Origin of the sequence: Stieleria neptunia, assembly GCF_007754155.1 — a bacterium.
Classification (GTDB): Bacteria; Planctomycetota; Planctomycetia; order Pirellulales; family Pirellulaceae; genus Stieleria; species Stieleria neptunia.
Genome location: NZ_CP037423.1, coordinates 3754436 through 3778034, shown reverse-complemented (window position 1 = coordinate 3778034; position 23599 = coordinate 3754436). Strand labels below are relative to the sequence as shown.

18 protein-coding genes are annotated in these 23599 nt (G+C 60.7%); 11 read left to right on the top strand and 7 right to left on the bottom strand.

Annotation, left to right across the window (positions count from 1 at the left end):
* Positions 1–123: 123 nt before the first annotated feature.
* The 10 genes from Enr13x_RS13165 to Enr13x_RS13120 all read left to right on the top strand — a co-directional run bounded on the left by Enr13x_RS13165 (position 124) and on the right by Enr13x_RS13120 (position 13649).
* A complete protein-coding gene (locus tag Enr13x_RS13165) occupies positions 124–732 on the top strand; it encodes a Uma2 family endonuclease (protein ID WP_145386668.1) in 609 nt (202 codons plus the stop codon).
* Positions 729–1493: a leucine-rich repeat domain-containing protein gene (locus Enr13x_RS13160; protein ID WP_145386666.1), complete on the top strand. Its 765-nt coding sequence runs from the start codon at positions 729–731 to the stop codon at positions 1491–1493. The genes Enr13x_RS13165 and Enr13x_RS13160 overlap by 4 nt, the downstream gene beginning before the upstream one ends.
* Positions 1490–2575 (top strand): M24 family metallopeptidase, encoded by a 1086-nt coding sequence (locus Enr13x_RS13155; RefSeq protein ID WP_145386664.1) that lies wholly within the window; start codon positions 1490–1492, stop codon positions 2573–2575. The genes Enr13x_RS13160 and Enr13x_RS13155 overlap by 4 nt, the downstream gene beginning before the upstream one ends.
* Positions 2576–2614: 39 nt before the next feature.
* Positions 2615–3085 carry an acetyl-CoA carboxylase biotin carboxyl carrier protein gene (accB, locus tag Enr13x_RS13150; protein ID WP_145386662.1) on the top strand — a complete coding sequence of 157 codons (471 nt, stop codon included), beginning with the start codon at positions 2615–2617 and terminating at the stop codon, positions 3083–3085.
* A gap of 137 nt (positions 3086–3222) precedes the next feature.
* The gene (gene accC, locus Enr13x_RS13145) at positions 3223–4569 is read left to right on the top strand and encodes an acetyl-CoA carboxylase biotin carboxylase subunit (RefSeq protein WP_145386660.1); all 1347 of its coding nucleotides are present in this window, start codon (positions 3223–3225) and stop codon (positions 4567–4569) included.
* Positions 4570–4624: 55 nt separating this feature from the next.
* Positions 4625–5704 carry an MraY family glycosyltransferase gene (locus Enr13x_RS13140; RefSeq protein WP_145392285.1) on the top strand — a complete coding sequence of 360 codons (1080 nt, stop codon included), beginning with the start codon at positions 4625–4627 and terminating at the stop codon, positions 5702–5704.
* Positions 5680–8400, top strand: coding sequence for an O-antigen ligase family protein (locus Enr13x_RS13135; protein WP_145386658.1), 2721 nt, complete (start codon positions 5680–5682; stop codon positions 8398–8400). The genes Enr13x_RS13140 and Enr13x_RS13135 overlap by 25 nt, the downstream gene beginning before the upstream one ends.
* 25 nt (positions 8401–8425) lie before the next feature.
* Positions 8426–9697 (top strand): DUF1573 domain-containing protein, encoded by a 1272-nt coding sequence (locus Enr13x_RS13130; protein ID WP_145386656.1) that lies wholly within the window; start codon positions 8426–8428, stop codon positions 9695–9697.
* Positions 9698–9739: 42 nt separating this feature from the next.
* Positions 9740–11926 carry a multiheme c-type cytochrome gene (locus Enr13x_RS13125; RefSeq protein WP_145386654.1) on the top strand — a complete coding sequence of 729 codons (2187 nt, stop codon included), beginning with the start codon at positions 9740–9742 and terminating at the stop codon, positions 11924–11926.
* A gap of 193 nt (positions 11927–12119) precedes the next feature.
* Positions 12120–13649, top strand: coding sequence for a sialate O-acetylesterase (locus tag Enr13x_RS13120; RefSeq protein ID WP_145386652.1), 1530 nt, complete (start codon positions 12120–12122; stop codon positions 13647–13649).
* A gap of 112 nt (positions 13650–13761) precedes the next feature.
* Here Enr13x_RS13120 and bioB read toward each other — a convergent pair whose 3' ends face one another.
* Entirely contained in the window at positions 13762–14796 is a 1035-nt protein-coding gene (gene bioB, locus Enr13x_RS13115) for a biotin synthase BioB (protein WP_145386650.1), read from the bottom strand.
* A gap of 121 nt (positions 14797–14917) precedes the next feature.
* On the opposite strand from bioB, the gene Enr13x_RS13110 reads away from it, so the two are divergent.
* Positions 14918–15454, top strand: coding sequence for a hypothetical protein (locus Enr13x_RS13110; protein WP_145386648.1), 537 nt, complete (start codon positions 14918–14920; stop codon positions 15452–15454).
* Between the two features lie 193 nt (positions 15455–15647).
* Here Enr13x_RS13110 and Enr13x_RS13105 read toward each other — a convergent pair whose 3' ends face one another.
* The 6 genes from Enr13x_RS13105 to purH all read right to left on the bottom strand — a co-directional run bounded on the left by Enr13x_RS13105 (position 15648) and on the right by purH (position 23394).
* Entirely contained in the window at positions 15648–16373 is a 726-nt protein-coding gene (locus tag Enr13x_RS13105; RefSeq protein WP_261344179.1) for an FKBP-type peptidyl-prolyl cis-trans isomerase, read from the bottom strand.
* Between the two features lie 507 nt (positions 16374–16880).
* On the bottom strand, positions 16881–18275 hold the full coding sequence (locus Enr13x_RS13100; RefSeq protein ID WP_231744258.1) for an NAD(P)/FAD-dependent oxidoreductase: 1395 nt from the start codon (positions 18273–18275) through the stop codon (positions 16881–16883).
* A 2-nt stretch (positions 18276–18277) separates the two neighbouring features.
* Entirely contained in the window at positions 18278–19120 is an 843-nt protein-coding gene (locus Enr13x_RS13095; protein WP_145386647.1) for a glycosyltransferase, read from the bottom strand.
* Between the two features lie 348 nt (positions 19121–19468).
* Positions 19469–20821, bottom strand: a complete 1353-nt coding sequence (locus tag Enr13x_RS13090; protein ID WP_145386645.1) for a glycosyltransferase 87 family protein — start codon at positions 20819–20821, stop codon at positions 19469–19471.
* Positions 20818–21594, bottom strand: coding sequence for an indole-3-glycerol phosphate synthase TrpC (gene trpC / locus Enr13x_RS13085; RefSeq protein ID WP_145386643.1), 777 nt, complete (start codon positions 21592–21594; stop codon positions 20818–20820). The genes Enr13x_RS13090 and trpC overlap by 4 nt, the downstream gene beginning before the upstream one ends.
* Before the next feature lie 231 nt (positions 21595–21825).
* Entirely contained in the window at positions 21826–23394 is a 1569-nt protein-coding gene (gene purH, locus Enr13x_RS13080) for a bifunctional phosphoribosylaminoimidazolecarboxamide formyltransferase/IMP cyclohydrolase (RefSeq protein ID WP_145386641.1), read from the bottom strand.
* Positions 23395–23599: the final 205 nt, after the last annotated feature.

The window sequence follows — 23599 nt, the reverse complement described above, 5'->3', positions numbered from 1 at the left end:
ATCGCCCGCGTCCAGCCCCGTTTTTTTGCGGTTTGCCGCAACCGTAAATCACCCCGTCACGGCGTCGGTTCCGGTCGGAGTGGTCGTTTGCGGTCGACGCACCGAGAGCCTAGACTCGACAGCATGAGCACCGCGCGAAAACACGATCCGATTTCGGTCCAAGACTACTTGGCCGGTGAGGCGCATTCCGACCAACGTCACGAATATATTGCCGGCGTCGTCTACGCTCAGGCCGGCGGGACCAACCGCCACAATGCGATCGCGACCAATGCGACCGTCGCGCTCGCCAACCAGCTTCGGGGAACCGGCTGCCGGGCATTCAATTCAGACACCAAAGTCCGGATTCGAAACGCTGCGGGGACACGTTTTTATTACCCCGATGCGATGGTCGTTTGCCGGGCGAACCCCCCCAGTGATTCATTTCAAGACGAGCCCGTGTTGATCGTCGAGGTCATCTCCGAGACCACTCGACGGATCGACGAGGGAGAGAAACGCGAGGCCTATCTGGAGATTCCGTCGCTGGCCGGCTATGTCTTGGTCGAGCAGTCGTCGCTTTCCGCCGTCGTCTACCAGCGCGGCCGGCAATCCGGTGGCGACCAGGGGTTTCAGCGATCGATCGTCAGCGGGCTCGATGACGTGATCCAGATTGACGAGATCCCGTTGGAACTGACACTTCGGGAACTCTATGAAGACGTGGAACTGGCGGAACCGGATTCCACAGACCGATCATGAAAGGGACCTTCTTCGTTTGCCGACGACCGGGACCATTCGCCGCCGCGCTGATCCCTGTCACCCTGATGACGTTGCTGACGTCGATCGGTTGCCGTGACCGATCGACACCGGCGGAACTGGCGGGGCAGGTGGAAGTCACCCCGGCGGCCGAAGTCGACTTTGCCGATCAACTCGCCCGTGGACGCTCGGGAGATGCCGATCGCATCGAATTGTCGCAGACGCCGATCGACGATCGTGCGCTGGAGGAGTTGACGGATGCGGATGAGTGGCTGGAAGTGCTGCAACTCGATGCGGGCGTGGTCAACGATGCGGGGCTGGAATCGATCGCCGCGTTGCCTCAGCTGTGGCATTTGCGATTGCGCCATTCGCCGGTGACCGACCGGGGGCTGAAAACGATTGCGCGGTGCCGGTCGATTCAAATCTTGAACCTGCCCCATTGCGACGCCACCGCGGTGGGTGTCGCCGAGTTGGCGGCGTTGCCGGAGCTTCGCAACCTGCGTTTGGGTGGGGTGCACCTGGGGGCGGACACGGCCGCCTCGGTCGCCGGGGTCGAAAGTCTGCGCAATGTGCACTTGATCGGCGTGCCGATCGACGACCAGGGATTGCGGCAGATCGCTTCGCTGCCCAAACTCCGGTCGCTCTATTTGGACGATAGCGCGGTGACGCAGTCGGGGTGGGATTGGTTGTTTGAGACACACCCGGGCCTGCATGTTCACGTCAACCAAAAACACCTCGACCGTGTGAATCAAGATCATCAATGAATGACAGAATCCGCAAACTCAGTGACCAGCTCTCGACGTTGCAAGCCGACGCATTCTTGGTAACCAACGAAATCAACGTCACGTATTTGACCGGTTTTACCGGCGACAGTTCGTCGCTGTTGGTGCATGCGACCGGCCAGACGATGCTCAGCGACGGTCGTTACAAAGAGCAGTTAGAGGAGGAGTGTCCGGGGTTGGCCGTTGAAATCAAATCGCCGGCGGAAAAACCGATCGATTTCCTCACCCAGGTGGTGGCCGGATCGGGGGCGACCCGCATCGCGATCGAAGCCGACCAGCTGACCGTCGCCCAATTACGTCAGTTCAAAGAGCACCTGCCTGATGTCGAGTGGATTGAGACCTCGGGCGTCATCGTCGGCCAACGCATGATCAAAGATGCCGAAGAGATCGAGATCCTGCGCAGCGCGGTGCGGATCAACGAGCGGGCGCTCGAATCGATTTTGGCCAAGCTGGGGGGGGACTGGACGGAACAGGAGATCGCTTACGAGCTGGAGTCGACGATTCGGCGGATGGGGGCGACCGGGTTCAGTTTTGAGCCGATCATCGGCGCCGGGCCTGGGGGTGCAAAACCGCATTACCGCAGCACTCAGACGGTGATCGGCGAATATTCGACGCTGCTGGTCGACTGGGGCACCAAGTTGGGGGGATACGCGAGCGACATGACCCGCAGCTTTCATTTCGGCAAACCACCGGCGCGGTTTCTGTCGGCCTACGAAGCCGTCTTGGAATCACAGCTTGCAGCGATTGATGCGATTCGTCCTGGCGTGGATGCGTCAAAAGTGGACGCGGCGGCGCGAAATGTGCTGAAAAAAGCTGGCTTGGATGAATACTTTGTGCACGGACTCGGCCACGGAGTGGGACTGGAAATCCATGAAATGCCGCGACTTTCGGCGGTCAGTGAAGACGTTCTTGCCCCAGGCATGGTGATCACCATCGAGCCGGGCGTGTATTTTGGTGGCGAATTCGGAATCCGCATTGAGGATGACGTTTTGGTGACGGCGACTGGGCACGAGGTTCTCAGTCAAATGCCAAAGGGACTCGATGATTGTGGGCTGATCCTGTAAAACCTCGCCCAATCTTTTTTTTTCGCGATCGAGATAGGCATGAGCAAAGGCAAACAACCGGGCGACAACGTCTTCGATTTGGAACGCATCCGTGACATCGTGAAGCTGATGGAAGAGCACGATTTGACGGAGGTGGATTTGCAACAAGGTGACGACCGGATCAAACTCGGTCGTGGCGGTCCGGCAGCGGTTGCCCCGGCGGCGGCTCCGGCACCGGCGGCCCCCGCGGCGGCAGCACCGGTTGCACCGGCGGCGGTCGACGACGGATCCATCACCATCAACGCGCCGATGGTCGGGACGTTTTATTCCAAGGCAAACCCCGAGTCCGAACCGTTCGTTCAAGTCGGGCAGATGATCAGTCCCGACACGATCGTCTGCATCGTCGAGGCGATGAAAGTGTTCAATGAGATCCCCGCCGAATGCAGCGGCAAGGTCCTCGAAGTATTGGTGGCCGACCAACAAGCGGTCGATTTCGGAAAGCCGATGTTCCGGATTCAGCCCAACTCCTAGTCAACCACGTCGGCCCGCCAGTCATCGCGTCGGCGCAATCGCCAGCGAGACGACGGGGAGCCGACCGTCGGATTCAACGCGACCGCGATTCCCCATGTCGCCGCGCCGCACCACCTCCGGGTACGTCAGAGAAAGCTGTGTTTCAGAAAGTATTGATCGCCAACCGCGGCGAAATTGCGGTTCGAATCATCCGCGCGTGCCGCGAGATGGGCATCCAATCCGTCGCCGTGTACAGCACCGCCGACGCCGATTCGATGCACGTCCAGTTGGCCGACGAAGCGTATTGCGTGGGCGGACCGAAAAGCGCCGAAAGCTACCTCAAGATCGACCAGATCATCGCGGCGGCCGAAGTTGCCAACGTCGACGCGATCCATCCCGGCTATGGGTTCCTGGCCGAGAACGCCCATTTCAATGAAGTCTGCCGCGAGAGCGGGTTTGAGTTCATTGGTCCGAGTCCGGCGGCGATGGAAAAGCTGGGCGACAAAAACACCGCCCGTTCGATGGCGATTGCCAGCGACGTCCCCGTGGTGCCCGGCAGCGATGGGCTGATCGAAGACGACAAGGCGGCGATCGCGACGGCCAATCAGATCGGGTTTCCGGTTCTGATCAAGGCGACCGCCGGCGGGGGCGGCAAGGGCATGCGGGTCGCGGAAAACGCCGAAGCGTTGGAAAAAGCTCTGTCCCAGGCCCGCACCGAAGCTCAGGCGGCGTTCGGCAACGGCGGCGTCTACCTGGAACGCTACATCGGCTCGCCGCGTCACGTCGAAGTCCAGGTGATTGCCGACCAACACGGCCACGTCTGTCATTTGTTCGAACGCGATTGCAGTGTCCAACGTCGACACCAAAAATTGATCGAAGAAGCCCCCAGCCCGAATCTGCCCGACGCCAAACGAAAAGCGATTTGTGACGCGGCCGTCCGCATGATCCGCGGCGCCGATTACAGCAACGCCGGGACGGTCGAGTTTATCGTCGACCCCAACGACGACTTCTTTTTCATCGAAGTCAACGCGCGGATCCAGGTCGAGCATCCCGTCACTGAGATGATCACGGGCGTCGATTTGATCAAGGAACAGATCCGCGTGGCCGCCGGCGAAGAACTGTCGTTTACACAGGATCAGATCACCGTGACCGGCCATGCGCTGGAGTGCCGCATCAACGCGGAGAACCCCGACAAGAACTTCATGCCCAACCCCGGAACGATTTCGAAATTCTACGCCCCCGGTGGATTGGGCGTGCGATTCGACTCGCATGTCTACGGCGGCTACACCGTTCCGCCGCACTACGATTCGATGATCGGCAAATTGATTGTGCACCGTCCGACGCGTGAAGAGGCGATCGCGACGATGCGCCGCGCGCTGGCGGAGATCCAAACCGAGGGAATTTCCACCACGGCCAGCTTCCACGACAAGGTGCTTCAGCATCCCGAGTTCGTCTCGGGCAAGCACGACACCAAATTCGTCGAACGCGAATTCACGGGCAAGTAATCTCTTGGACAACGCACTGATCGGATGGCTGATTGCATTGGCGGTGATTCCACCGATGGCCATCAGTCTGGTCAGTCTGTATCCGGTGCGTCGAAACGCCGTGCGATTGGGCCTGGTCGCCGAACCCGTCGGCCATAGCACCCACACCCGTGCGACTCCCCTGGGAGGCGGCATCGGGATCTGGTTGGGGATCATGATCCCGATGATCCTCGGCACCGCCGTGGTCTTGCTCTCCGATCGCATCCCGATGGTGGCTGACGCGCTGCCCACATCGATCGCGGGTTACTTCGACGGCATCTCCATGCGTCTGACGCAACTCTGGTGGTTGCTCGGTTCGGCGACCGTGCTGTTTGTGCTGGGGATCTGGGACGACCGACGCGGCGCCCCGGTCGTGTTGCGTTTGGGCGTCGAGTTCGCGGTCGCGGCGTTCGTGGTGTATTACTTGGATTTCGGGTTCACCGCCTTTATCGGCGCGGCCTGGCTGACCAAGTTGCTGTCGGTGGTGTGGATCGTGGCGGTGATCAATTCGTTCAACATGCTGGACAACATGGATGCGCTCAGCGGAGGCGTGGCCGCGATCATTGCCACCGCGATGGCGGCGGTGATGCTGACCACGCCGAGCCCGGGTTCGACCGAACCGCAGCTGTTTGTCGCGGGCTTGCTGTTGTCGGTGGCCGGATCGCTGCTGGGATTTTTGTGGCACAACCGCCCGCCGGCGAAGATTTTCATGGGTGACGGTGGCAGTTATCTGGTCGGATTTTTGATCGCCGTTTCGATGTTGATGGCAACGTTCGCCAGCCCGCCGCGCCCGCACGCGGTCCTGGCGCCGCTGTGCGTGATGGCGATCCCGATGTACGACATGGCCACCGTGCTGTGGATTCGAATCCGCGAGGGCCGCAGCGTGTTCGTCGGCGACCGCAGCCATTTTTCGCATCGGCTTGTTGACCTGGGCCTTTCAAGAACCCAAGCCGTGCTGACCATTCACTTGGTCACGGCGACCTGCGGATTGGCGGCGTTGTTGTTGGTGCACGTCAGTGTGCTGCAAGCGGTCGCGGTGCTGGGGATCGTTGCTTGCATGTTGTTGTTGGTCGTGATTTTGGAATCGACCGGATGGCAAAAACAAAGCAACGATTAAAATCGCGAAAACCGCCGGCCTCCGAAGCGTCGTCCGCCGCAGCGTTTGCGTCCTCGCCGCCACCAGCCTCGCCGCCGATCGGCGAGCCCCCGGCATGGGCGATCTGGTGTCGGCGCCTTGCCGCCGCCGTGCTGGGCGGTCAGGTGGTGTATGCCGCCTACTTTCCCAGCGATAGCGTGCTGGTCGAATCGGGCGATGCGTTATGGTTTTGCGCGCTGTCGCTGATCGTGTGGACGTTGACGATGTCGACCGAGCCGTACATCCGAGCGTCGCGGCCGGCCGGCACGGTCAAGGATCCACGTTCGATCTCGGCGCTCTTCGGCAATGGATTGACCCTGGATGTCTTGGTTTGGACGCTGGCTGCCTGGATGATGATCGCAGCCCTGGCGTCGTGTCCGCCCGGCAATCTGCGTCAGGCGACCAACGAAGCTTGGGTCTGGATCGCCGCAGCAGCGGTTTTGACCGCGACGAGACGATTGTTGGCGAATGTTTCCCTGCGTGCCGCCCTGTTCTCGTTGTGCGGTGCCGTCGCGACGGGGATGGCGGTGCATGCGTTACATCAACAATGGATCAGTCTGCCCCAGACCCGGGCCGAGTACTTGGCCGACCCGGACGCCACACTGCGGGCCGCGGGAGTCGACGCGCCGGCCGGATCGGCACAGCGGATGGTGTTTGCCAACCGATTGCTCGACGGCGGACCGACCGCGACGTTCGCGTTGGCCAATTCGCTGGCGGCGGTGTTGCTGGTCGCCGTGCTGGTGCCGCTGACATTGCTCCGCAGCGGTGGCGCGGCGAATCGATCGGGGGCCAATGCCCGCTCGGGCTGGTCGGGTGCGTTTCTGGTCACCCTCTCGGTGCTTGGCGTTGCGGCGCTCTTTGCCACCCGCAGCCGCAGCGCGCTGGTCGCTTGCTTGTTGGCCGGCCTGTGGATCTGGATTCGCGGCGGGCGGTCGACCGACGTCAAACGCGTCAAACTGCTTGCCGGCGCGGCGCTGTTGGCCCTTTCGATCAGCGGCGTCGTTCTGGTTGCCCTGCTGCTGTGGGGGGACGACGAGTGGATGGCCGCGGCTCCGGCATCGCTCGAGTTTCGATTGCAGTACTGGAAAGCGACGGCGCGATTGTTGTCGGATCATCCGCTGCTGGGCGCCGGCCCCGGCGGGTTTCAGGCGATGTACCTGCGTTATCGATTGCCGATCGCCAACGAGTCGATCGCCGACCCGCACAATTTCTTGTTCGAGACGTTGGCCGCCGGTGGTTTGGTCGGCGGCTGGCTGTTCGCGCTGGCGTCGATCGCTTGGCTGATGACGTGTCGCCGCTCCGCGACGGATGCAGGCACTGGCGGTGAGAGCACGGCAGGCGAGGCCTCTGGGACGGCCCCAGGCGATGGCGTGCGGGAAGATGCCCCTGACGCGGGTGAAACGCCTGTCGTTGCCCGCTGGATGATCGGGGGTGCCTGCGTGTCACTCGGCCTGGTGTGGAGCTTCGCGTTGCTATCGGGTCAGATGCCGGACATGCAGGCCAGCGTGTTTGCCATGCCGGTTGCCGTCGCAGCCGGATGGGTGACGCATCGCTGCTTGCGCAGCGCGTCGACCAGGCAGCTGCGTCTACTCGGCAGCGCGATCCTGTTGGCGATGCTGACCCACCTGACCGTCTCCGGCGGCTGGACGGTCCCGGGAGTGGCCATGGTGATCTGGTTGGCCATCGGATCGCTCTGCACTGTCGGCGGCGTCACTGTCGGCGGCGTCACTGTCGGCGACGTCGGCGACGTCGGCGATCGTGGCGATGCGACGGGGGCAACGGCGCCGGGTGACGACTCGGGTGAAGCCAGTCCCCGCCAGACGACGAGTGCTTTGTCAACCTTAAAAGGTCGTGTGAAACCGGACGGCTCGCGCCGTTCCGCTACGATTTTAGCGGCAGGGCGCGAGCCCTCCGGTCGGAGTAAACCGACGGTCACATCGACGCGGAGCGCGGACGGCAAACGGCGGGGAACGTCGTCGCTGGTTGCCTGGGGCATCGGAGCGGTTTTGTTGCTGTGCATCCGTTTCGAATCGATCATCCCTGTGCAGCAATCTCAGCTTGCCCTGCTGCGTGCCGAGGATGCGGCGCGGCGTGGGCTGGTTTCGCGGGTGGAGTCGGAGAGTCGTCGCGCGGTCCAGGCCGATGACTGGGGAGTGGAAGCCCCGCGTTGGCGTTCGGAATTTTTGCGGGGCCGGTTGGTGGAACTCGGCAACGATCCGGCAACTCGGACGCAGTGGCTGGCATCGCTGGAGACCTGCCTGGATCGGGCGGGTCTGAACCCAATGATGATTCGGGCGGCGGGCGAGCAATACCTGCACCTGTATCAATGTTTCGGTCAAACGGCCGACCTGGAATCCGCCCAGCATCTGATCTCGCTGGCGTTGGCCAACAACCCGACGGATTTGTCGTTGGTTGCCCAAGCCGCGGTGATCGCCCACGAGCGTTCGGACCTGACCGAGGCACGGGTATTGGCCGACGAAGCGCGGCGGTTGTCTGCCTTGGGCGGCAATGTCGTCCGCGATTTAGGACTGCAACAGATTCTGGTGGTTGAGAAAATCGGGCCGGCCGCGCGGCGGCGGCCGGTATCGGCTTCGATCAAGGATCGATTTCGCCAGCGACTTGGGCTCTCCGGCGAACCAGACTCGCCGCCAAACCGTAACAACGAAACCTCGCAATAGAGAATCTCGTCGAATAGGTTTGATCGTGAATAAATTTTGGCTCTTGCTCGGTCTCGCGTTTGTCATCGGAACCACCGGTGCTTGGACGATGAACTACATGGAATACGGCCACCGTGAGGCGTATTTCGGTGAAATCACGATGGACGGCAGCGTGACGGCCGACAACGTGATGGCCAAGCTGGAGGAGTTCCACAGCGATTCGGCGGCCCGCGCCGAACTGGCCGGGAAGCCGACGCACGATTTCGGTGCGATGTCACCGAACGCCAAAGGGTCTCACGAATTCGTGGTCAAGAATGTCGGCGACGGCATGCTGCGTTTGGAACTCGGGGCGTCCACATGCAAATGTACACTCGGCTCCTTGAAGAACAACGAACTGGCCCCCGGCGAATCCACCCCGGTGAAACTGGAATGGACCGTTTCCGGCGATAAAACCACGTTTGAGCAATCGGCCGAGTTGCGGACCAACGATCCGTTGCAACCCGCGATTCGCCTGGTCGTTCAAGGCCTGGTGATCAGCGACATCGAATTCGATCCGAAGCAGATTTCGTTCGGTGAGGTGCCGGCTGCCGAGCCGTTCGCATTCTCGACCAAGATGTACAATTACTACGACGTGGACATCGAGCCCCTCTCGGCAGCGTTCGGCAGCGAAGACCTGACGGCGCTGTCGGACGTGGAGTTTGAGCCCTTCGAAGTGACCGATGCCGATGGCTCTCACCAAAATGCGCGGCAGGGATTCCGGGTCAACGTCCAAGTCAAACCCGGTTTGCGTCAGGGGCCGCTGGTCACCAATCTGCAGGTCCGTTTTAAGAAACTGACGGACGAGTCGAGCGAGGATCCGGCGGAAAGTCAAACCGACGTCGAAACGCCCGACGACACCTATGTTGCGGTTGCCGAGTGCGCCGGTCGGGTGATGGGCGCGCTGACGATCATCGAGTCTTCTGCCATGAAGAGCACCGACGGCGGGGGGTACATTTGGACCCTGGGACGCTTGGATGCCAATGATGATCTTGAGAAAAAATGTCTTGTGGTACTCAAGGGTAGCGAGAAAGACTCGACAAACCTTACGATTGGGGAGACTTACCCAAGCGACGTGATTGAGGCAAAGTTTGCCGCGCCCCTGGGCAAAGGCCAGATGAGGCTTTTCCCGCTGCTGCTGACGCTAAAACCGGGCGATCAGACAATTGACTTGCTGGGTAAGAACAAAGACGACTTCGGTTGGCTATGGATAGAGTCCGATAATCCGAAGGTGAGCCGCATGAAAGTGGCGATAAAAGTTTTGATCGAACCGAGACCCTAGCCTCCGTCGCAGCCCGGCTGCGGCAAATCTTCGGATGGTGTTGTGAAACCAATAGTCCACTTCCTGCCGACCTGTTTTCCGCTCCCCCAAACTCGCCGCGGCGTCACCGTTTTGAAACGATTCGCTCTTGGCCAGGCCTTGGTCTTCACAGCCGGCCTGTTGGCAGCCGGTGGCTGCAGTGACCCGGACGTCTCGCCGGTGACCGTCTACCCGATCCAAGCGGAGGTCGAGGCCGCTTTGGCGGCACGCACCCAGGGCACAGCTCGGCCCGATCTGCGGATCGACGCGCCGATCAAGACTCAGCCAGCATCCCAGCCAGCGTCACGGCGTTTCGGCGGCCAGTCCCGGCTGGCCAGTTTTGCCAACCGCTCGCGAACGCCGATCCGATGGGATTTTGGAGGTTTTGATTCCGCGCGAAACCAGGACCAGACCGCAGACCCGCCCGCGGGTGGAATCCGCTTGGTTCAGGCCCCCGCGTTGCCGGATGTCCCCGCCGGTTTCGCCGACGGCGACGGCGGTACGGGAGCGGACGATGCACAGGAGGGTAAAAGTGCCTCCGATGCCGGACCGGTAGAAGTGATTCCGACGCCCCCGGCACGGCCGGAGGTGAAGGCCGAATTGATCCCCACGCCCCAGGGGATCCGCGAAGGCTTGGAGCGGAAAGATGATCCAAAGTCCGCACCGGTGGCCCGCATTGCCGCCGAAATCGAAGGCAGTCAAAACGCCCAGAAGCAGCCCCCGACCGGGGCGATGGAATCCGTCGCCGGGAAAGAAGAAATCGCCGCACGGCCCGCGCTGATTGACCCGGCAACGGATCTCGGATTGGTCGGAGCAGCTGACGGCCCGGAGGATTTCCGTAAGTGGCAGACGCCCGATGCGGTGCTGTTTGTCACCGGCGATCAACACGGCTACATCGAACCGTGTGGCTGCACGGGACTGGATCGCCAGAAGGGCGGCGTGGCCCGTCGCTTCACGTTCATCAACCAGTTGCGTGAGATGGGTTGGCCGCTGGTGCCGATCGATGCCGGCAACCAGATCCGCCGGATCGGCCAGCAAGCGGCGATCAAGTTTGAAAAATCGTCCAGCGCGCTGACTCAAATGAAGTACCAGGCGGTCGGGTTCGGACCCGATGACCTGCGGCTGAGCCCGACGGACTTGATCGCGCACACCTATGCCGATACACCCGAAAACGCGATGTACGTTTCGGCAAACTTGATCTTGCTGGATCCGGAATTGTTGCCCAGTCACAAGATCGTTCGCAGCGGCGAATGGAACATCGGCCTGACGTCGATTTTGGACCCCGACTCACTGGAGGCGCCACTGGGATCGGACGTGACACTGAAGCCGATCAAGGCATCCGCCGAAGCGGTTCTCAAGGAGATGAATACGGCGGGAGCGAATTTCCGCGTGCTGACATTTTATGGTGACGAGGATGTGGCCAAACAGTTGATGGTCGACGTTCCCGGGTTCGACTTGATCGTCGCCTCCGGGGGTTACGGCGAGCCGACGTATCGCCCGCAATCGATCGAGGGCAGCAAAGCCAAATTGATCGTGACGGGGAACAAGGGCATGTTCGTCGGGCTGGTCGGTTTGTATCAAAACCAACCGATGAAATACGCCCGGGTTCCGTTGACCGACGAATACCAGGATGCACCGGAAATGCGAAAGTTGATGGCCGACTATCAACAGCAACTCGAGCAACTCGGTCTGTCCGGGTTGGGGATTTCACCGATCCCGCATCCGTCGGCTGGGAAATTTGTCGGATCGGAGGCCTGCGGAAAATGCCACACCACGGCCTATGACATCTGGGAAAGCTCGGCTCATGCCGAAGCGACCGCGCACATCGTGGAACCGACCGAAGGCCGCGGTGACATCCCGCGGCACTTCGATCCCGAGTGCATCAGTTGCCATGTCACCGGCTGGAACCCGCAGAACTATTATCCCTACGAAAGCGGCTACCTGTCGCTGGAACAATCGGCCCACCTGACCGGCAACGGTTGTGAGAACTGCCACGGGCCAGGCGCCGACCACACGGCCGCCGAAGCGGAGAATTCGGGAGTCAGCGAAGAACGCAAGAAAAGCCTCCGTCTGGCAATGCAGTTGCCGCTCGAAAAGGCGCGCGAGCATTGCATGGAGTGCCATGACCTGGACAACAGCCCCGACTTCCATGACGACGACGCGTTTGAAGACGAGTACTGGCCCGAAATCGAACACTACGGCCTGGATTGAGCGTTTCGTCCGGAGCGAAGCCGGCAGGGCGTAAGCCCCGCCTAGGAACACAAGGCCTCCCCCGACGCTCGTCGACATCTCATTCATTCGCATCACACGCGGCGCGCCGTCTTTGGCTATCATGCCGGGCAAGTTTTGAAGGACCAAACGATTCCTTCCCCAACTTCCCGCCTTTGATTTTCGGAGCCCCTTGATGAGAAAGTTGTTGTTTGCATGTTTGATGCTGGTCGTGGCATCGCCGGTCTGTCTGGCCGAAATTCGGACCAGCGCCGTGTTTGGCGATTCGATGGTCCTGCAGCGTGAGAAACCGATTCACGTTTGGGGCTGGACCGCGCCGGATCGTGGCGTCGAAGTCTCCCTGGCCGGAAATGCGGTGACGGTCAAAAGTGATGCCGACGGCCGTTTCGATGCGAAACTGCCGGCGTTGGAAGCCGGCGGACCGCACACGATGAAAATCTCCAGCAACGGCGAGACGCTGACGTACGACGACGTTTTGATCGGCGAAGTCTGGGTGTGCAGCGGTCAATCCAACATGCAATGGGCCGTCGAACAGGCCAACGACGCGGACCTGGAATCGTTGTCGGCCAATTATCCCAACCTGCGTCTGATCAGCGTGCCCCGCGTCGGGACACAGAAACCCCAACCGAGCTTTGACGGTCAATGGGCAAGCTGCACGCCGGAGACGGTCAAACAATTCTCCGCGGTCGGCTACTTCTTCGGTCGCCAGCTTCACCAGACCCTCGATGTCCCAATCGGTTTGATCGACAACAGTTGGGGCGGCTCGGCGGCCGAAGCCTGGGTGAACCGCGACGTGCTCCAGTCGTCGGGCAAGTTCGACGAGCTGCTCGAGCGTTGGCGCGAGACCGAATCGACCTACGATTACGAGCAGGAATTGGCCAAGTACAACAAACGGTTGGCCGCGTGGAAGGAATCCGGCAAGGGCCGCAGGCCGTCCGCGCCGCGCAACCATCTGATCGGTCAGCATCGGCCGGCCAACCTCTACAACGGCGTGCTCTACCCGATCATCGGTTACACCATCCGTGGAGCCGTCTGGTACCAGGGCGAGAGCAACGCGGGACGGGCCTATCAGTACCGAGATCTGTTCCCGATCATGATTCAAAACTGGCGTGAGGAATGGGGGCAAGACGAGTTCCCGTTCTACTGGGTGCAGTTGGCCGATTACAAGAACGAGCCTTCCGAGCCGGGCGAGAGTACCTGGGCCGAACTCCGCGAAGCCCAAACGATGACGATGTCCACGTTGCCCAACACCGGTGAGGCGGTGATTTTGAACTTGGGCGAGTCTTCGGACATCCACCCCAAGAACAAGCAAGACGTCGGCAAGCGATTGGCGCGCTGGGCGTTGGCCAAAGACTATGGCTACGACATCCCCTACCGCAGTCCCACATACAAATCGATGTCCGTCAAGGATGGCAAGATTGTTTTGGAATTTGATCACGTCGGTGGCGGATTGGACACGTTCGACGTCCCCACGCCACTCGGGTTCACGATCGCCGGTGCGGACAAGCAGTTCGTCGATGCCGACGCCAAGATCACCGGCAAGACAACGATCGAAGTCCGCAGCGATGCCGTCACCGACCCCGTCGCGGTCCGCTACGCCTGGGCCGACAACCCGGTCTGCAACGTGCAAAGCAAAGAAGGATTGCCGATGGCGCCCTTCCGAACCGACGACTGGAAAGGCATCACGGCCGACGTGAAACGGTGATCCGCCGGTTGGCGCGGGCTACGTGCGGAGTGTTTCGCTGTGCCCCAACGGTAACGCTATGAAGCATTTTTATCGGTAGGGCTCGCGCCCTGCCGCTATCACGAGACAGCGTCTATTCGCCGACCGAGGTGGTGACTTCGAACCCGAGGTCCTTGATCATTTGGTAATCTTCGTCCGGCGCCTGGCCTTGGGTGGTCAGGTAGTCGCCGACGAAGACACTGTTGGCGACGTAGAGCCCGAGCGGTTGCAACGTGCGGAGGTGGATTTCGCGTCCGCCGGAAATCCGCAGCTCGCGGCTCGGGTTGACGAAGCGGAACATGGCCAGGGCTCGCAAGCAGTCCTGCGGACTGAGGTCCTTCTTGCCTTCCAATGGCGTTCCGTCGATCGAATTCAAGAAGTTCAACGGGATCGATTGGACCCCCAACTCCTTCAGGTCAAACGCCATCGAAATGATGTCGTCATAGGTTTCGCCCATGCCGATGATGCCACCGCTGCACATTTCCATACCGGCATCGCGAACGTTGCGAAGGGTTTCGACGCGGTCGGCGTAGGTGTGAGTCGTACAGATCTCGGCGTAGTACTCTTCACCGGTGTTCAGATTGTGGTTCACCCGGTCGACGCCACAGGCTTTCAATCGGTCCGCTTGTTCCTTGGACAGCAATCCCAGGCAGGCACAGATATCCAAACCGTACTGTTTCTTGATTTCGGGGACGATCTCTTCGACGGCTTTCAGCTCGCGTTCGTTGGGCCCGCGGGCGGAAATCACCAGGCAATAGGTTTTCGCCCCACGTTCGGCGGCAAGTTTGGCCGCATCCATCAGCGCGTCGCGTTTCAGGATGTTGTACTTGGGAACCGGGGCCTCGGAAATCTTTGACTGGCTACAGTAGTGACAGTCCTCGGGGCACAGACCGCTCTTGGCGTTCATCAAGAAGTACAGCTGGACGGTTTTGCCGAAGTATTTCTGGCGCAACCGGAAACCCGCCGAGAGCAACCGCAGCAGGTCATCGTCGGAGGATTCGAGAATCTGTCGGGCTTCGTCGCGCGAGAGTTCGCCGCCGTCGAGAATGCGATCCGCCCAAGCGTCGAACGCAGCGGGCGAGGATGTCGAAGGGGCACTCGTGCCGGGAGCGGTCAGGTCGGTCGCCATAGCGGTTCTGTCAATCGGGAGCGGTTTGCCAAGTAACGTCGAATCGGTCACTATAATCTTATGGATCCGGCTCGTCGGCAAGCCGGGACGATTGAATCACACTCCATCCCTAGGGATCGCTTTGATCCACTACTTCGTTCGGATCGGTGTTTTAGGCGAAATTCGGCTCGCTTCGGCGTTGGCTCCGGTCCGGCGTGGACGCCGCGTCGTGGTCCGGTCGCCGCGTGGAATCGAGGTCGCCGAGGTGATTTCCCAGCGACGCAGCGACAACGAGTCGTGCGTGGTGGATCCGCCCGGCTACCGAATCGTGCGGCCGACGACGGATTCCGATGAGCTGCTCGTGGCCCGGCTGGAACGCTACAAGACCCAAGCCATCGAGGCCTGTCGGGTGCGTCTGGGTCGGTCCGACAGCGGGGCGATGCTGCTGGACGTCGACCAGTTGCTCGACGGGGGCACGCTCAGGATGCATTTTCTCGGCGACGTGGATGCCGACGCCCAACGGATCGCCGACGAGATCGCCGAGGAATACGAGTCGGTCGTGCGCACCAACCACTTGTCCGAGTTGCTGACCGACGGCTGCGGCCCCGAATGCGGGACCACGGCCGGTTGTGGAAGCAGCGGTGGAGGCTGCGCGGGCTGCAGCGGCTGCGGCGTTTGACTGCGTGAACGCCGTCGGGGCGGACTGGAAAGTCTGGCCTACGGGATTGGACGGCACGTTGTGCCGCGGGAGGACGGACTGGAAAGTCCGTCCTACGTATACTGGGGTAGGACGGACTTTCCAGTCCGTCCCTCGATTGCTGGGGTAGGACGGACTTTCCAGTCCGTCCCCCGGGAAGCGAACGCTTCCCCCCCTACAAAATCTCCAACAATTCGACTTCGAACACCAACACTTCGTTGGGTCCGATCGCGCCTGGGCTGCCACGATCGCCGTAGGCCAATTCTGGCGGGATGTAGAGCATCCATTTGTCGCCAACCTTCATCTTTTGCAGGGCCATTTGCCAGCCCTTGATGACGCCGCCGACCACAAATTCGGCCGGTTCGCCGCGTTTGACGCTGCTGTCAAACACTTCGCCGTCGATCAACGTCCCGGTGTAATGCACGCGGACGGTGTCGCTCGGGCTGGGGCTTCCGCCGTCACCCGATTCAAGCACCTTGTACTGCATGCCGCCGGCAAACTCCTTGATGCCCTCCTTTTTCAGGTTGGCCTGCAGCCATTCGGCCCCCTTGGCTTTGTTGGCTTCGGCTTTGACCTGAATCGCCGCGGCCATTTCCTGGTGGCGTTTGTTCAGCATCGTTTGCAGCTGCTGCTGAACGCCCATCAGCTCTTTTTCGGAGAGTTGAAGTTCGTTTTGTGCCAGGGCATCGGTCACTCCGACAGCGAACGCCTGGGGGTCAAAGTCTTCGGATTTCAAACCTTGTTGCCGCATCTGCTGGCCCATTGAAAGTCCGAGGAAGTAGCCGATCGGATCCTTCTTGGCGAAATCCCCTTTCGAGGCGTCAGCGGCGGTTTGGTCTTGTGCGTCGGTCATCAGCGTCATCATTGAGACGGCGGTGATCACCAGCAAGCAACGATACATTTGGAGTGTCCTTTGAGTGGAAGCAATCGCCGTTCATCACGAGGGAAAAAACGGAAACGGGCTTCAGTGCGAAGCCCTTTGAGGGAGAAATCATACCAGGAACCGTCCCGGGCGTAACGGACCGGGTGGGTTTTTCCGATACGCCGCCGACACGACTCCACCCCTCTCTCGATGAACTCGACGCTCCCACGGGGCATTGGTGTCTACAAAACTTCAATCACCCTACCCAAAATTAGTCGTGCAGTTTTTGAGTCGTTGATAGTAAACGGTTTTCGTCACTCTCCCCCTGGGAGAGTCGAGCGCAGCGAGGAGAGGGTTTGGGTTGCTGCTTGGGGCGTGCCTCTCAAAATTGAAAGGAACGTCGCGATTGACCGATCGACCTCCCCTCGCTGCGCTCGACCCTCCTGCCAGGAGGGTGACTTTAAATCTTGCCACTGATGTAAACACCAATGCCCAGACGAAAGGTTCTTGGGAATCGTGTGAATCGCCCGGCAGGGACTGGTTGCGTTAACCGACCATCATCGGGCGGGTGGGTACCTGTTCGCGGGCCAGGAAGTCCGGCCAGACCTCCTCTCGGAGCTTTTGTTCGCCCAGTGCCAGCGTTTCGTTGACGTTCAGATTGCCTTCCAGAATGTGTGCCGAGTTCAACGCGTAAAACCCCGGCACGCTGGTGACGACCGGCGGCAATCGCGTGCTGTAGTCGATCGTCGATAACGCCGCGACGTACTTCGCCCGCGCGACCTTGAATTCCAACACATCGTCGCGCGAGAAATGATCGTACATCCGCTCCAGCGTTTCCAGACAGCGTTGTTTGTAGTCTTCGTCCGGCTCGGCTAAGTCGGGATGATCGTCGGTCATGTACTTGGGCAAATAAACCAAATGGTGCCCGCCCAACTGGGACTGCGAATCGACGATCGTCGACATCTCGATGATCCCCGTCAACGGAACCCAGGTGTCGGTGATGTTGGTGACGTAATACGGGCTGATCGGTTTCTTCAGCAGCATCGACGCGCAGACGACGCCCAAGTACTTGATCGCCCGCAGTTTCGATTTTTCTTCATCACGCAACTGTTCACATTGATCGGCGATCAACGGCGATGCGATCGTGGAAACGACATTGTCAAACGTTTCCACGCGTCCCGCGCCGAAGTCGACTTCCAATCGGCCCGAACCCGCATCGTCGGTCTTGCGAACACTGTTGACGCCGTGACCGCTCAACAGCCGAACGCCACGCTCGGCCAGACGGTTGGTCCAGACGTCCAGGATCCGCGCGTAGCCGCCGGGGACGTAACCGAACATCTCCTTTTTCGCCCCGCTTCGACGCGCCTTGTACATCCGCTGGGTATGCGCCCAAATGAATGCGGCGGAGGTCTGGCGATAGGCGTCACCGAGTTTCGCTTTGAGCAGCGGCAACCAAACTTTGTCAAACGCCCCGTTACCCGACCAACGTCGCAACCAGGATTCGACGGACTGTTGTTCCATCTTGCGGAAATCGCGAATCTTGGACGCCAGGAAGATCGTGCCGCCCAAGCGAACCCTTTGGAACAGCGACAGCGGTGGAAAACGCAGGAATTCCAGCGTGTTGCTCATCGACATCAATTTGCCGCCGGCGAAGAACCCCGTCTTGGTTTCAACCCACCGAAGCTCGCGCTCCAATCCCAGCGACTGCAATTGTTTCCGCAGCACCGAATCACTGAGCAACGTGACGTGATAGAAACGATCCCAGGAGACGTCGCCGAGTTGCCAAGCGCTGGTCAGCCCGCCGAAGCGGGGCGCGGCTTCGGCGATCGTCACGTCTTGCCCCTTGCCGGCCAAATCGTCAGCGATCTTCAGCCCCATCACGCCGCCGCCGATCACCAACCAACGCTTCTTGGGCGACGCGTGTTCGTCCTTGTCAGCCACGACTACCGACCTCGCAAACGGTGGCGGGTGAGCAGCTTTAACGTCAACCCAATGGTTTTAAAAACCTGCATCTTGCTCGCGCCGCCCTTGCGGTCATAACGCAGACGCAACGGGGCCTCGCCGAACAAGACGCCTTGCTTGCGAAGTTTCAACAAGATGTCCGCCATGCAAGAAAATCCTTTTTCAGCGACGAACGCCTCGCCGTGATCGGCAAAGCCCTGACGGATCACCGAAGCGCGATAGGCGCGAAACCCGGAGGTGTAATCGCGGACGCCACGGGTGGGAAACAGAACGGTGAACAGCAACCGCGCGCCGATGGACAAGAAATGCCGCTCGATCGGGACGCCGACGGCACATCCGCCCGATTCAAATCGCGAGGCGATCACGACATCACAGCCTTCGTGGATCATCCGCACCATGCGATCGATCAAGCCCGGCGGGTGGGTGTTGTCGGCGTCCATCGTGACGATGATGTCACGCTCGCCGGCGCGATCCACGGCCTCGCGAAGCGCGTCGCGAATCGTCGTTCCCAAGCCCTGGTTCTGCTGATGCTGGACCAGATGCAACGGCATTTGAAACGACAGCTGTGAAACGATTTGTGCGGTGTCATCGGTGCTGCCGTCGTCGACGACGATGACTTCGTAGGGCAGCCCGGTGTCGGCAAACGACTCGCCGATGCGTTCCAACAGCTCCGGCAACGCTTGCTGTTCGTTATACGCCGGGAGCGCCAGAAAGATTTTTGCCGGTCGAAATCGATGGGCACGCGTGTCAACAGCCTGAGCATCCGCCGAACTGGCTGATACGGAAATCTGGGGATTCAACTCGGCGGGGAAGAGATCATCCATCGGGCAATTTCGGTGAAGGTTCCTGGTGCGGATTCATGCGGTCAGATGCAGTTTAGACAGGGCCAGAACGGCAACAAGCGACTGGAAACGATTTGGTCACGTAAAAGAACGGGGCTGTACCGATTATTCGTGCGGTATCGCGCGCGGGCTGGCCGCCCCAACCGCGTCAGGGGAGACGCGTGATCGGGCGGGCGATCCCGCCGTGCGACGCCAAGCGGGGTTTCGTTGGGTGGCGGCAGGGTGCAAGCGAACTGTCGATTGAGTTGAGATCTGCGGAGTCAACGGTGAGCCGCTGGCCGTAAGGCCTCGGGCGGGCGCTGGAATGCCCGGCCGCTGACGCGTCACGGCTCACCCAATCACCGGCCCGCTCGCGGACGGTCGGTTGCGTGGTCCGATCATCCGACGCGTCAGCAGAACGCAAATCACCGCCCAGGCGATCATCAGCGCCACTCCGCTCAGGCTGGTGATCACGCCAAATCCGATGTCCCCCAAGTCCAGACGCGTCAGAAAGCTGCGCGTTGAAAGGTAATTAAACGCCGGGAACACCATCAGGGCTCCAAGCACCCCGCGGGTCGAAGGCGAAACCGACCTCCAAAACTCGGTGCTCGCCAGCAGCAGACCGACCGTTGGTGCGACCACAACCATCGCGTCATAGGACTGGTGGTACAGACTGGTCAGGGTCGCGACCAGCATCAGACAACCGGTGCCGCCGGCAACCCCGTCGTCCAATCCATGCCGCGATCGGTAAAACAGAATCACCATCGGCCATGCCAGAATCAGCATCATCACGGCCAGATGAACCATCTGGCCGGGATCGCTGCCGGTCCATTTGCAAACCGTTGCCAAGGCATCCAGCCGCGTCCATGAATCGACGGGGGATTCATCCTGAGTCTTCATGTGGACCTGTTGCGCCGTGCCGATGTCGTCGACGATCTTGTCCAATCCGGCGGCCATGTCGATCGAACCGGTCGCCCGAATGCCTTCGTGATAGGCCAGGTAGGTCATCGGCAGCCCCGCGCCGAGCACGCTGATCGCGGCCCCCAACCCCAGCGCTTTGTAGTTTCCGCGGGCCAACATCAAAAACCCCAGCGGCAAAATGAACGTCGGCTTGGCCGATACCAGCGTCAGCGCGATGGCCGCCGTCATCGGACGGTCTTTCGCAAAGTGGATCGCGGCGATCGTCGCCAACGCCAACTCGATGGTGAAGTAACCGTTGTACAGCGAGATATGTCCGCTGCGGGAAAACACAATCGCCGCAGCAATCGATGCGACCCACGTCAAACGCCCACCTGCGCCGGCGGCCCCGTTCGCACGCCCCACGCCGGCGGCCTTGGCGCACAGCATCGCCAGCACGATCACCAGCAACACGGAGATCACGAAAAACAGGACATCCGCGACCGGCAGCGGCAAAAACGTCAACGGCGCGTGCAGCACCAGGATCACGGGCGAGAAAAACGGGATCTGACGCGACACCGGGTACTCGTCGGCGTACTGCTGGCCGTAGGGACTTTTGCCAGCCAACAGCGCGGTGGCGGGAAAGTACAGCCCGTTGTGAAAGTCACACATCCCTTGTGTCGCGGGATTGGACGATCCCGGCGTTTGGTAACGGCTGACGGTTCGCACCGCCGTCAGCGTCACCCCGACGCCAAACAACAGACAGGCGACCAGGGCCGCCGCGACGTGTCGGCTGCGAGGCGTCATCCCAACAACTCTCGAACCGCCTCGGTGATATCGTCCTTTCGCATCAGCGATTCGCCGACCAGCACGGCCTTGACGCCGCCGGTGGCCAACCGCAACAGGTCGGCATGTTCTCGAATGCCGCTTTCACCGACAATCAAGCGGTCCGATGGAATCGACGGGCAGAGATCCAAGGTGTGCTGAAGCGTTGTCTTGAAGGTCCGCAGGTCGCGATTGTTGACGCCGACCAGCTTGGTCCCGGTGGCCAACACGGCCTGCAGATTTTCGGGGTCGAACAGCTCGATCAAGGTTTGCATGCCGAGATCGGTGGCAAAGTCGTGAAGCTGTTTCAATTCATCCGGCGGCAAGCATTCGGCGATCAACAACACGCAATCGGCGCCCGCCTGACGCGCCTGCAGCAATTGGTAGCGATCGACGATGAAGTCTTTTCGCAAGATCGGAATGTCGACCGCCGCGCGCACGTCTCGCAGATAATCGAGCGAACCTTGAAAGAACGGTTCGTCGGTCAACACGCTGATGCAGGCGGCTCCACCGTCGACGTAACACCTGGCGATTTCCGCGGGGTCAAAGTCTTCACGGATCAGGCCCGCCGAGGGGCTCGCCCGTTTGACTTCGGCGATCAGATTAACGCGATCGCCGGCTGCCAGGGCGCCATGAAAGTCGCGACAGGGCGGCAAGGCGTCCAGTTCGGATTCCAACCGGTCCGCCGAGACGATGGCCATGTCGCGGGCAATCGTTTCACGGGTTTTGACCAGTATGTCGTCAAGGATCGTCATGGTGAAATCCTACTTGCCGGGCAATCGTTGGTGTTTAGCCTTTTGAGACCGTCCAGCTTAGTTCAACCGGTTTGTCGAGTACGATGGCCCTTCCGGGCCGTCGTCCGTTGGACTCCCGACGACGACCTGGAAAGGACGTCGTACAACGGTCCGCTAACCGCATCACACTCAATCGATAGGGCGCGAGCCCTATCGGTCGGGGCGATCCGAACGTTCAATCCGGACAAAATCCTAATGTTTAAAGTGACGCCGCCCGGTCAACACCATCGGCAGATCATACTGGTCACAGGCTTCAACGACTTCGCCGTCACGGCGTGAACCGCCCGGTTGAATGATCGCCACAATGCCGGCCTCGGCTGCCGCTTCGATCGAATCGGGGAAGGGGAAAAATGCATCGGAGGCCAGGATCGCACCCTTGGCCCGATCGCCCGCCTTTTCGATCGCGATTTCCACGCTATCGACGCGACTCATCTGCCCGGCTCCGACACCGACCAAGGACGTGTCGTTGGCCAAGACGATGGCATTGCTTTTGACGTGCCGGACCATTTCCCAACCGAAAACCAGGTCATCCCAAAGCTCTTCATCGACCTTGGTTTCGGTGGGCGTTTCCCACTGCACGCGCGGGCTGGTCATGCGGTCGGCGTCTTGCACCAACATCCCGCCGCTGATGAAGCGACGTTGAATCGCCGGTGGCGGATCATCCAGGATGCCGACTTGCATCAGTCGCACGTTCTCGCGCCAACGCGGACGCGTCGTCAACAATCCCACCGCACCGGCTTCGAAGTCCGGCGCGACGATCGCTTCGATGAACAACCCCGGTTCACAGAGCAATTCGGCCGTGGCCATGTCGACGGTCTTGTTGAATCCCAACACCGACCCGAACGCACTCAGCGGATCACCCGCGAGGGCCTTGCGGCAGGCGTCGACCAGTTTGATGTCGCTGGCGGCACCGCAGGGGTTGTTGTGTTTGATCACCGAAACGGCCGGGTTGGATAGACCGCGAACGATTTCCAGTGCCGAATCGAGATCCAGCAGGTTGTTGTACGAGAGTTCTTTGCCGCTGATCTGGCGGGCCGAAACTAGGTTGGCACTTCGGATGGTCGGATCGGAGTACAGGGCCGCACGCTGGTGCGGGTTTTCGCCGTAACGCAATTGGCTCTTGCGACGCAGCGCCAGGTGCATCGACGAGGGGAACTCGCCGGCGATCGAATCGCCACGCATGTAATCGGCGATCGCCCGGTCGTAGGCGGCGGTGTGATCGAATGCATCGGCGGCCAGTTGTTTCCGCAGCTCCAGCGTCGTGCCGCCGCCGTCGAGTTGCTCGAGCAACTCGCCGTACTGTTCGGGGCTGGTCGCGACCGCGACGTCGCGGTGGTTCTTGGCCGCCGCGCGGACCAAACTCGGCCCCCCGATGTCGATTTGTTCGACACACTCGTCGAACGTGACGCCGGGCCGCGCCGCGGTGGCGGCAAAGGGGTACAAATTAACGACGACCAAATCGAACGGCACGATGTCGTGTTCTTCGATCGAATCGATGTGATCGTCGCGATCACGGATCGCCAAAATGCCGCCGAACACCTTGGGATGCAGCGTTTTCACGCGGCCGTCCAGCATTTCGGGGAAACCGGTGTACTCGGCGACGTCCAACACATCGATGCCCGATTGTTCCAAGTGACGTCGCGTTCCACCGGTGCTGTAGATCGTCACACCGTCTCGCTGCAATCCGGCCGCTAGATCGGCCAGGCCCAGCTTGTCGCTGACACTGATAAGCGCGTTTCGAACCGGGGTGACATTTGACACGGGGGGGAAGCCTGCGAGAGAGGAAGGTGCGACGACGGGTAAAGACGCGGTATTGGATCCGACGCCAAAACGGGTGGTGCAAATTAAATTCACGCCACGTCAAGGTCAACCGGACGCACCCTTGCCACCCTTCGAGCCGACCGCTGATTGACCTATAACACGTCGATCGCCCCCCGTATTTTCTGCTTCACCCATCAAAATCCGA

Excerpts from the sequence above, each read along its gene's own strand:
- Enr13x_RS13165 (WP_145386668.1), top strand. The coding sequence starts at position 124 with ATGAGCACCGCGCGAAAACACGATCCGATTTCGGTCCAAGACTACTTG.
- Enr13x_RS13160 (WP_145386666.1), top strand. The coding sequence starts at position 729 with ATGAAAGGGACCTTCTTCGTTTGCCGACGACCGGGACCATTCGCCGCC.
- Enr13x_RS13155 (WP_145386664.1), top strand. The coding sequence starts at position 1,490 with ATGAATGACAGAATCCGCAAACTCAGTGACCAGCTCTCGACGTTGCAA.
- accB (WP_145386662.1), top strand. The coding sequence starts at position 2,615 with ATGAGCAAAGGCAAACAACCGGGCGACAACGTCTTCGATTTGGAACGC.
- Enr13x_RS13140 (WP_145392285.1), top strand. The coding sequence starts at position 4,625 with ATGGCCATCAGTCTGGTCAGTCTGTATCCGGTGCGTCGAAACGCCGTG.
- Enr13x_RS13135 (WP_145386658.1), top strand. The coding sequence starts at position 5,680 with ATGGCAAAAACAAAGCAACGATTAAAATCGCGAAAACCGCCGGCCTCC.
- Enr13x_RS13120 (WP_145386652.1), top strand. The coding sequence starts at position 12,120 with ATGAGAAAGTTGTTGTTTGCATGTTTGATGCTGGTCGTGGCATCGCCG.
- bioB (WP_145386650.1), bottom strand. The coding sequence starts at position 14,796 with ATGGCGACCGACCTGACCGCTCCCGGCACGAGTGCCCCTTCGACATCC.
- Enr13x_RS13105 (WP_261344179.1), bottom strand. The coding sequence starts at position 16,373 with ATGTATCGTTGCTTGCTGGTGATCACCGCCGTCTCAATGATGACGCTG.
- Enr13x_RS13095 (WP_145386647.1), bottom strand. The coding sequence starts at position 19,120 with ATGGATGATCTCTTCCCCGCCGAGTTGAATCCCCAGATTTCCGTATCA.
- Enr13x_RS13090 (WP_145386645.1), bottom strand. The coding sequence starts at position 20,821 with ATGACGCCTCGCAGCCGACACGTCGCGGCGGCCCTGGTCGCCTGTCTG.
- trpC (WP_145386643.1), bottom strand. The coding sequence starts at position 21,594 with ATGACGATCCTTGACGACATACTGGTCAAAACCCGTGAAACGATTGCC.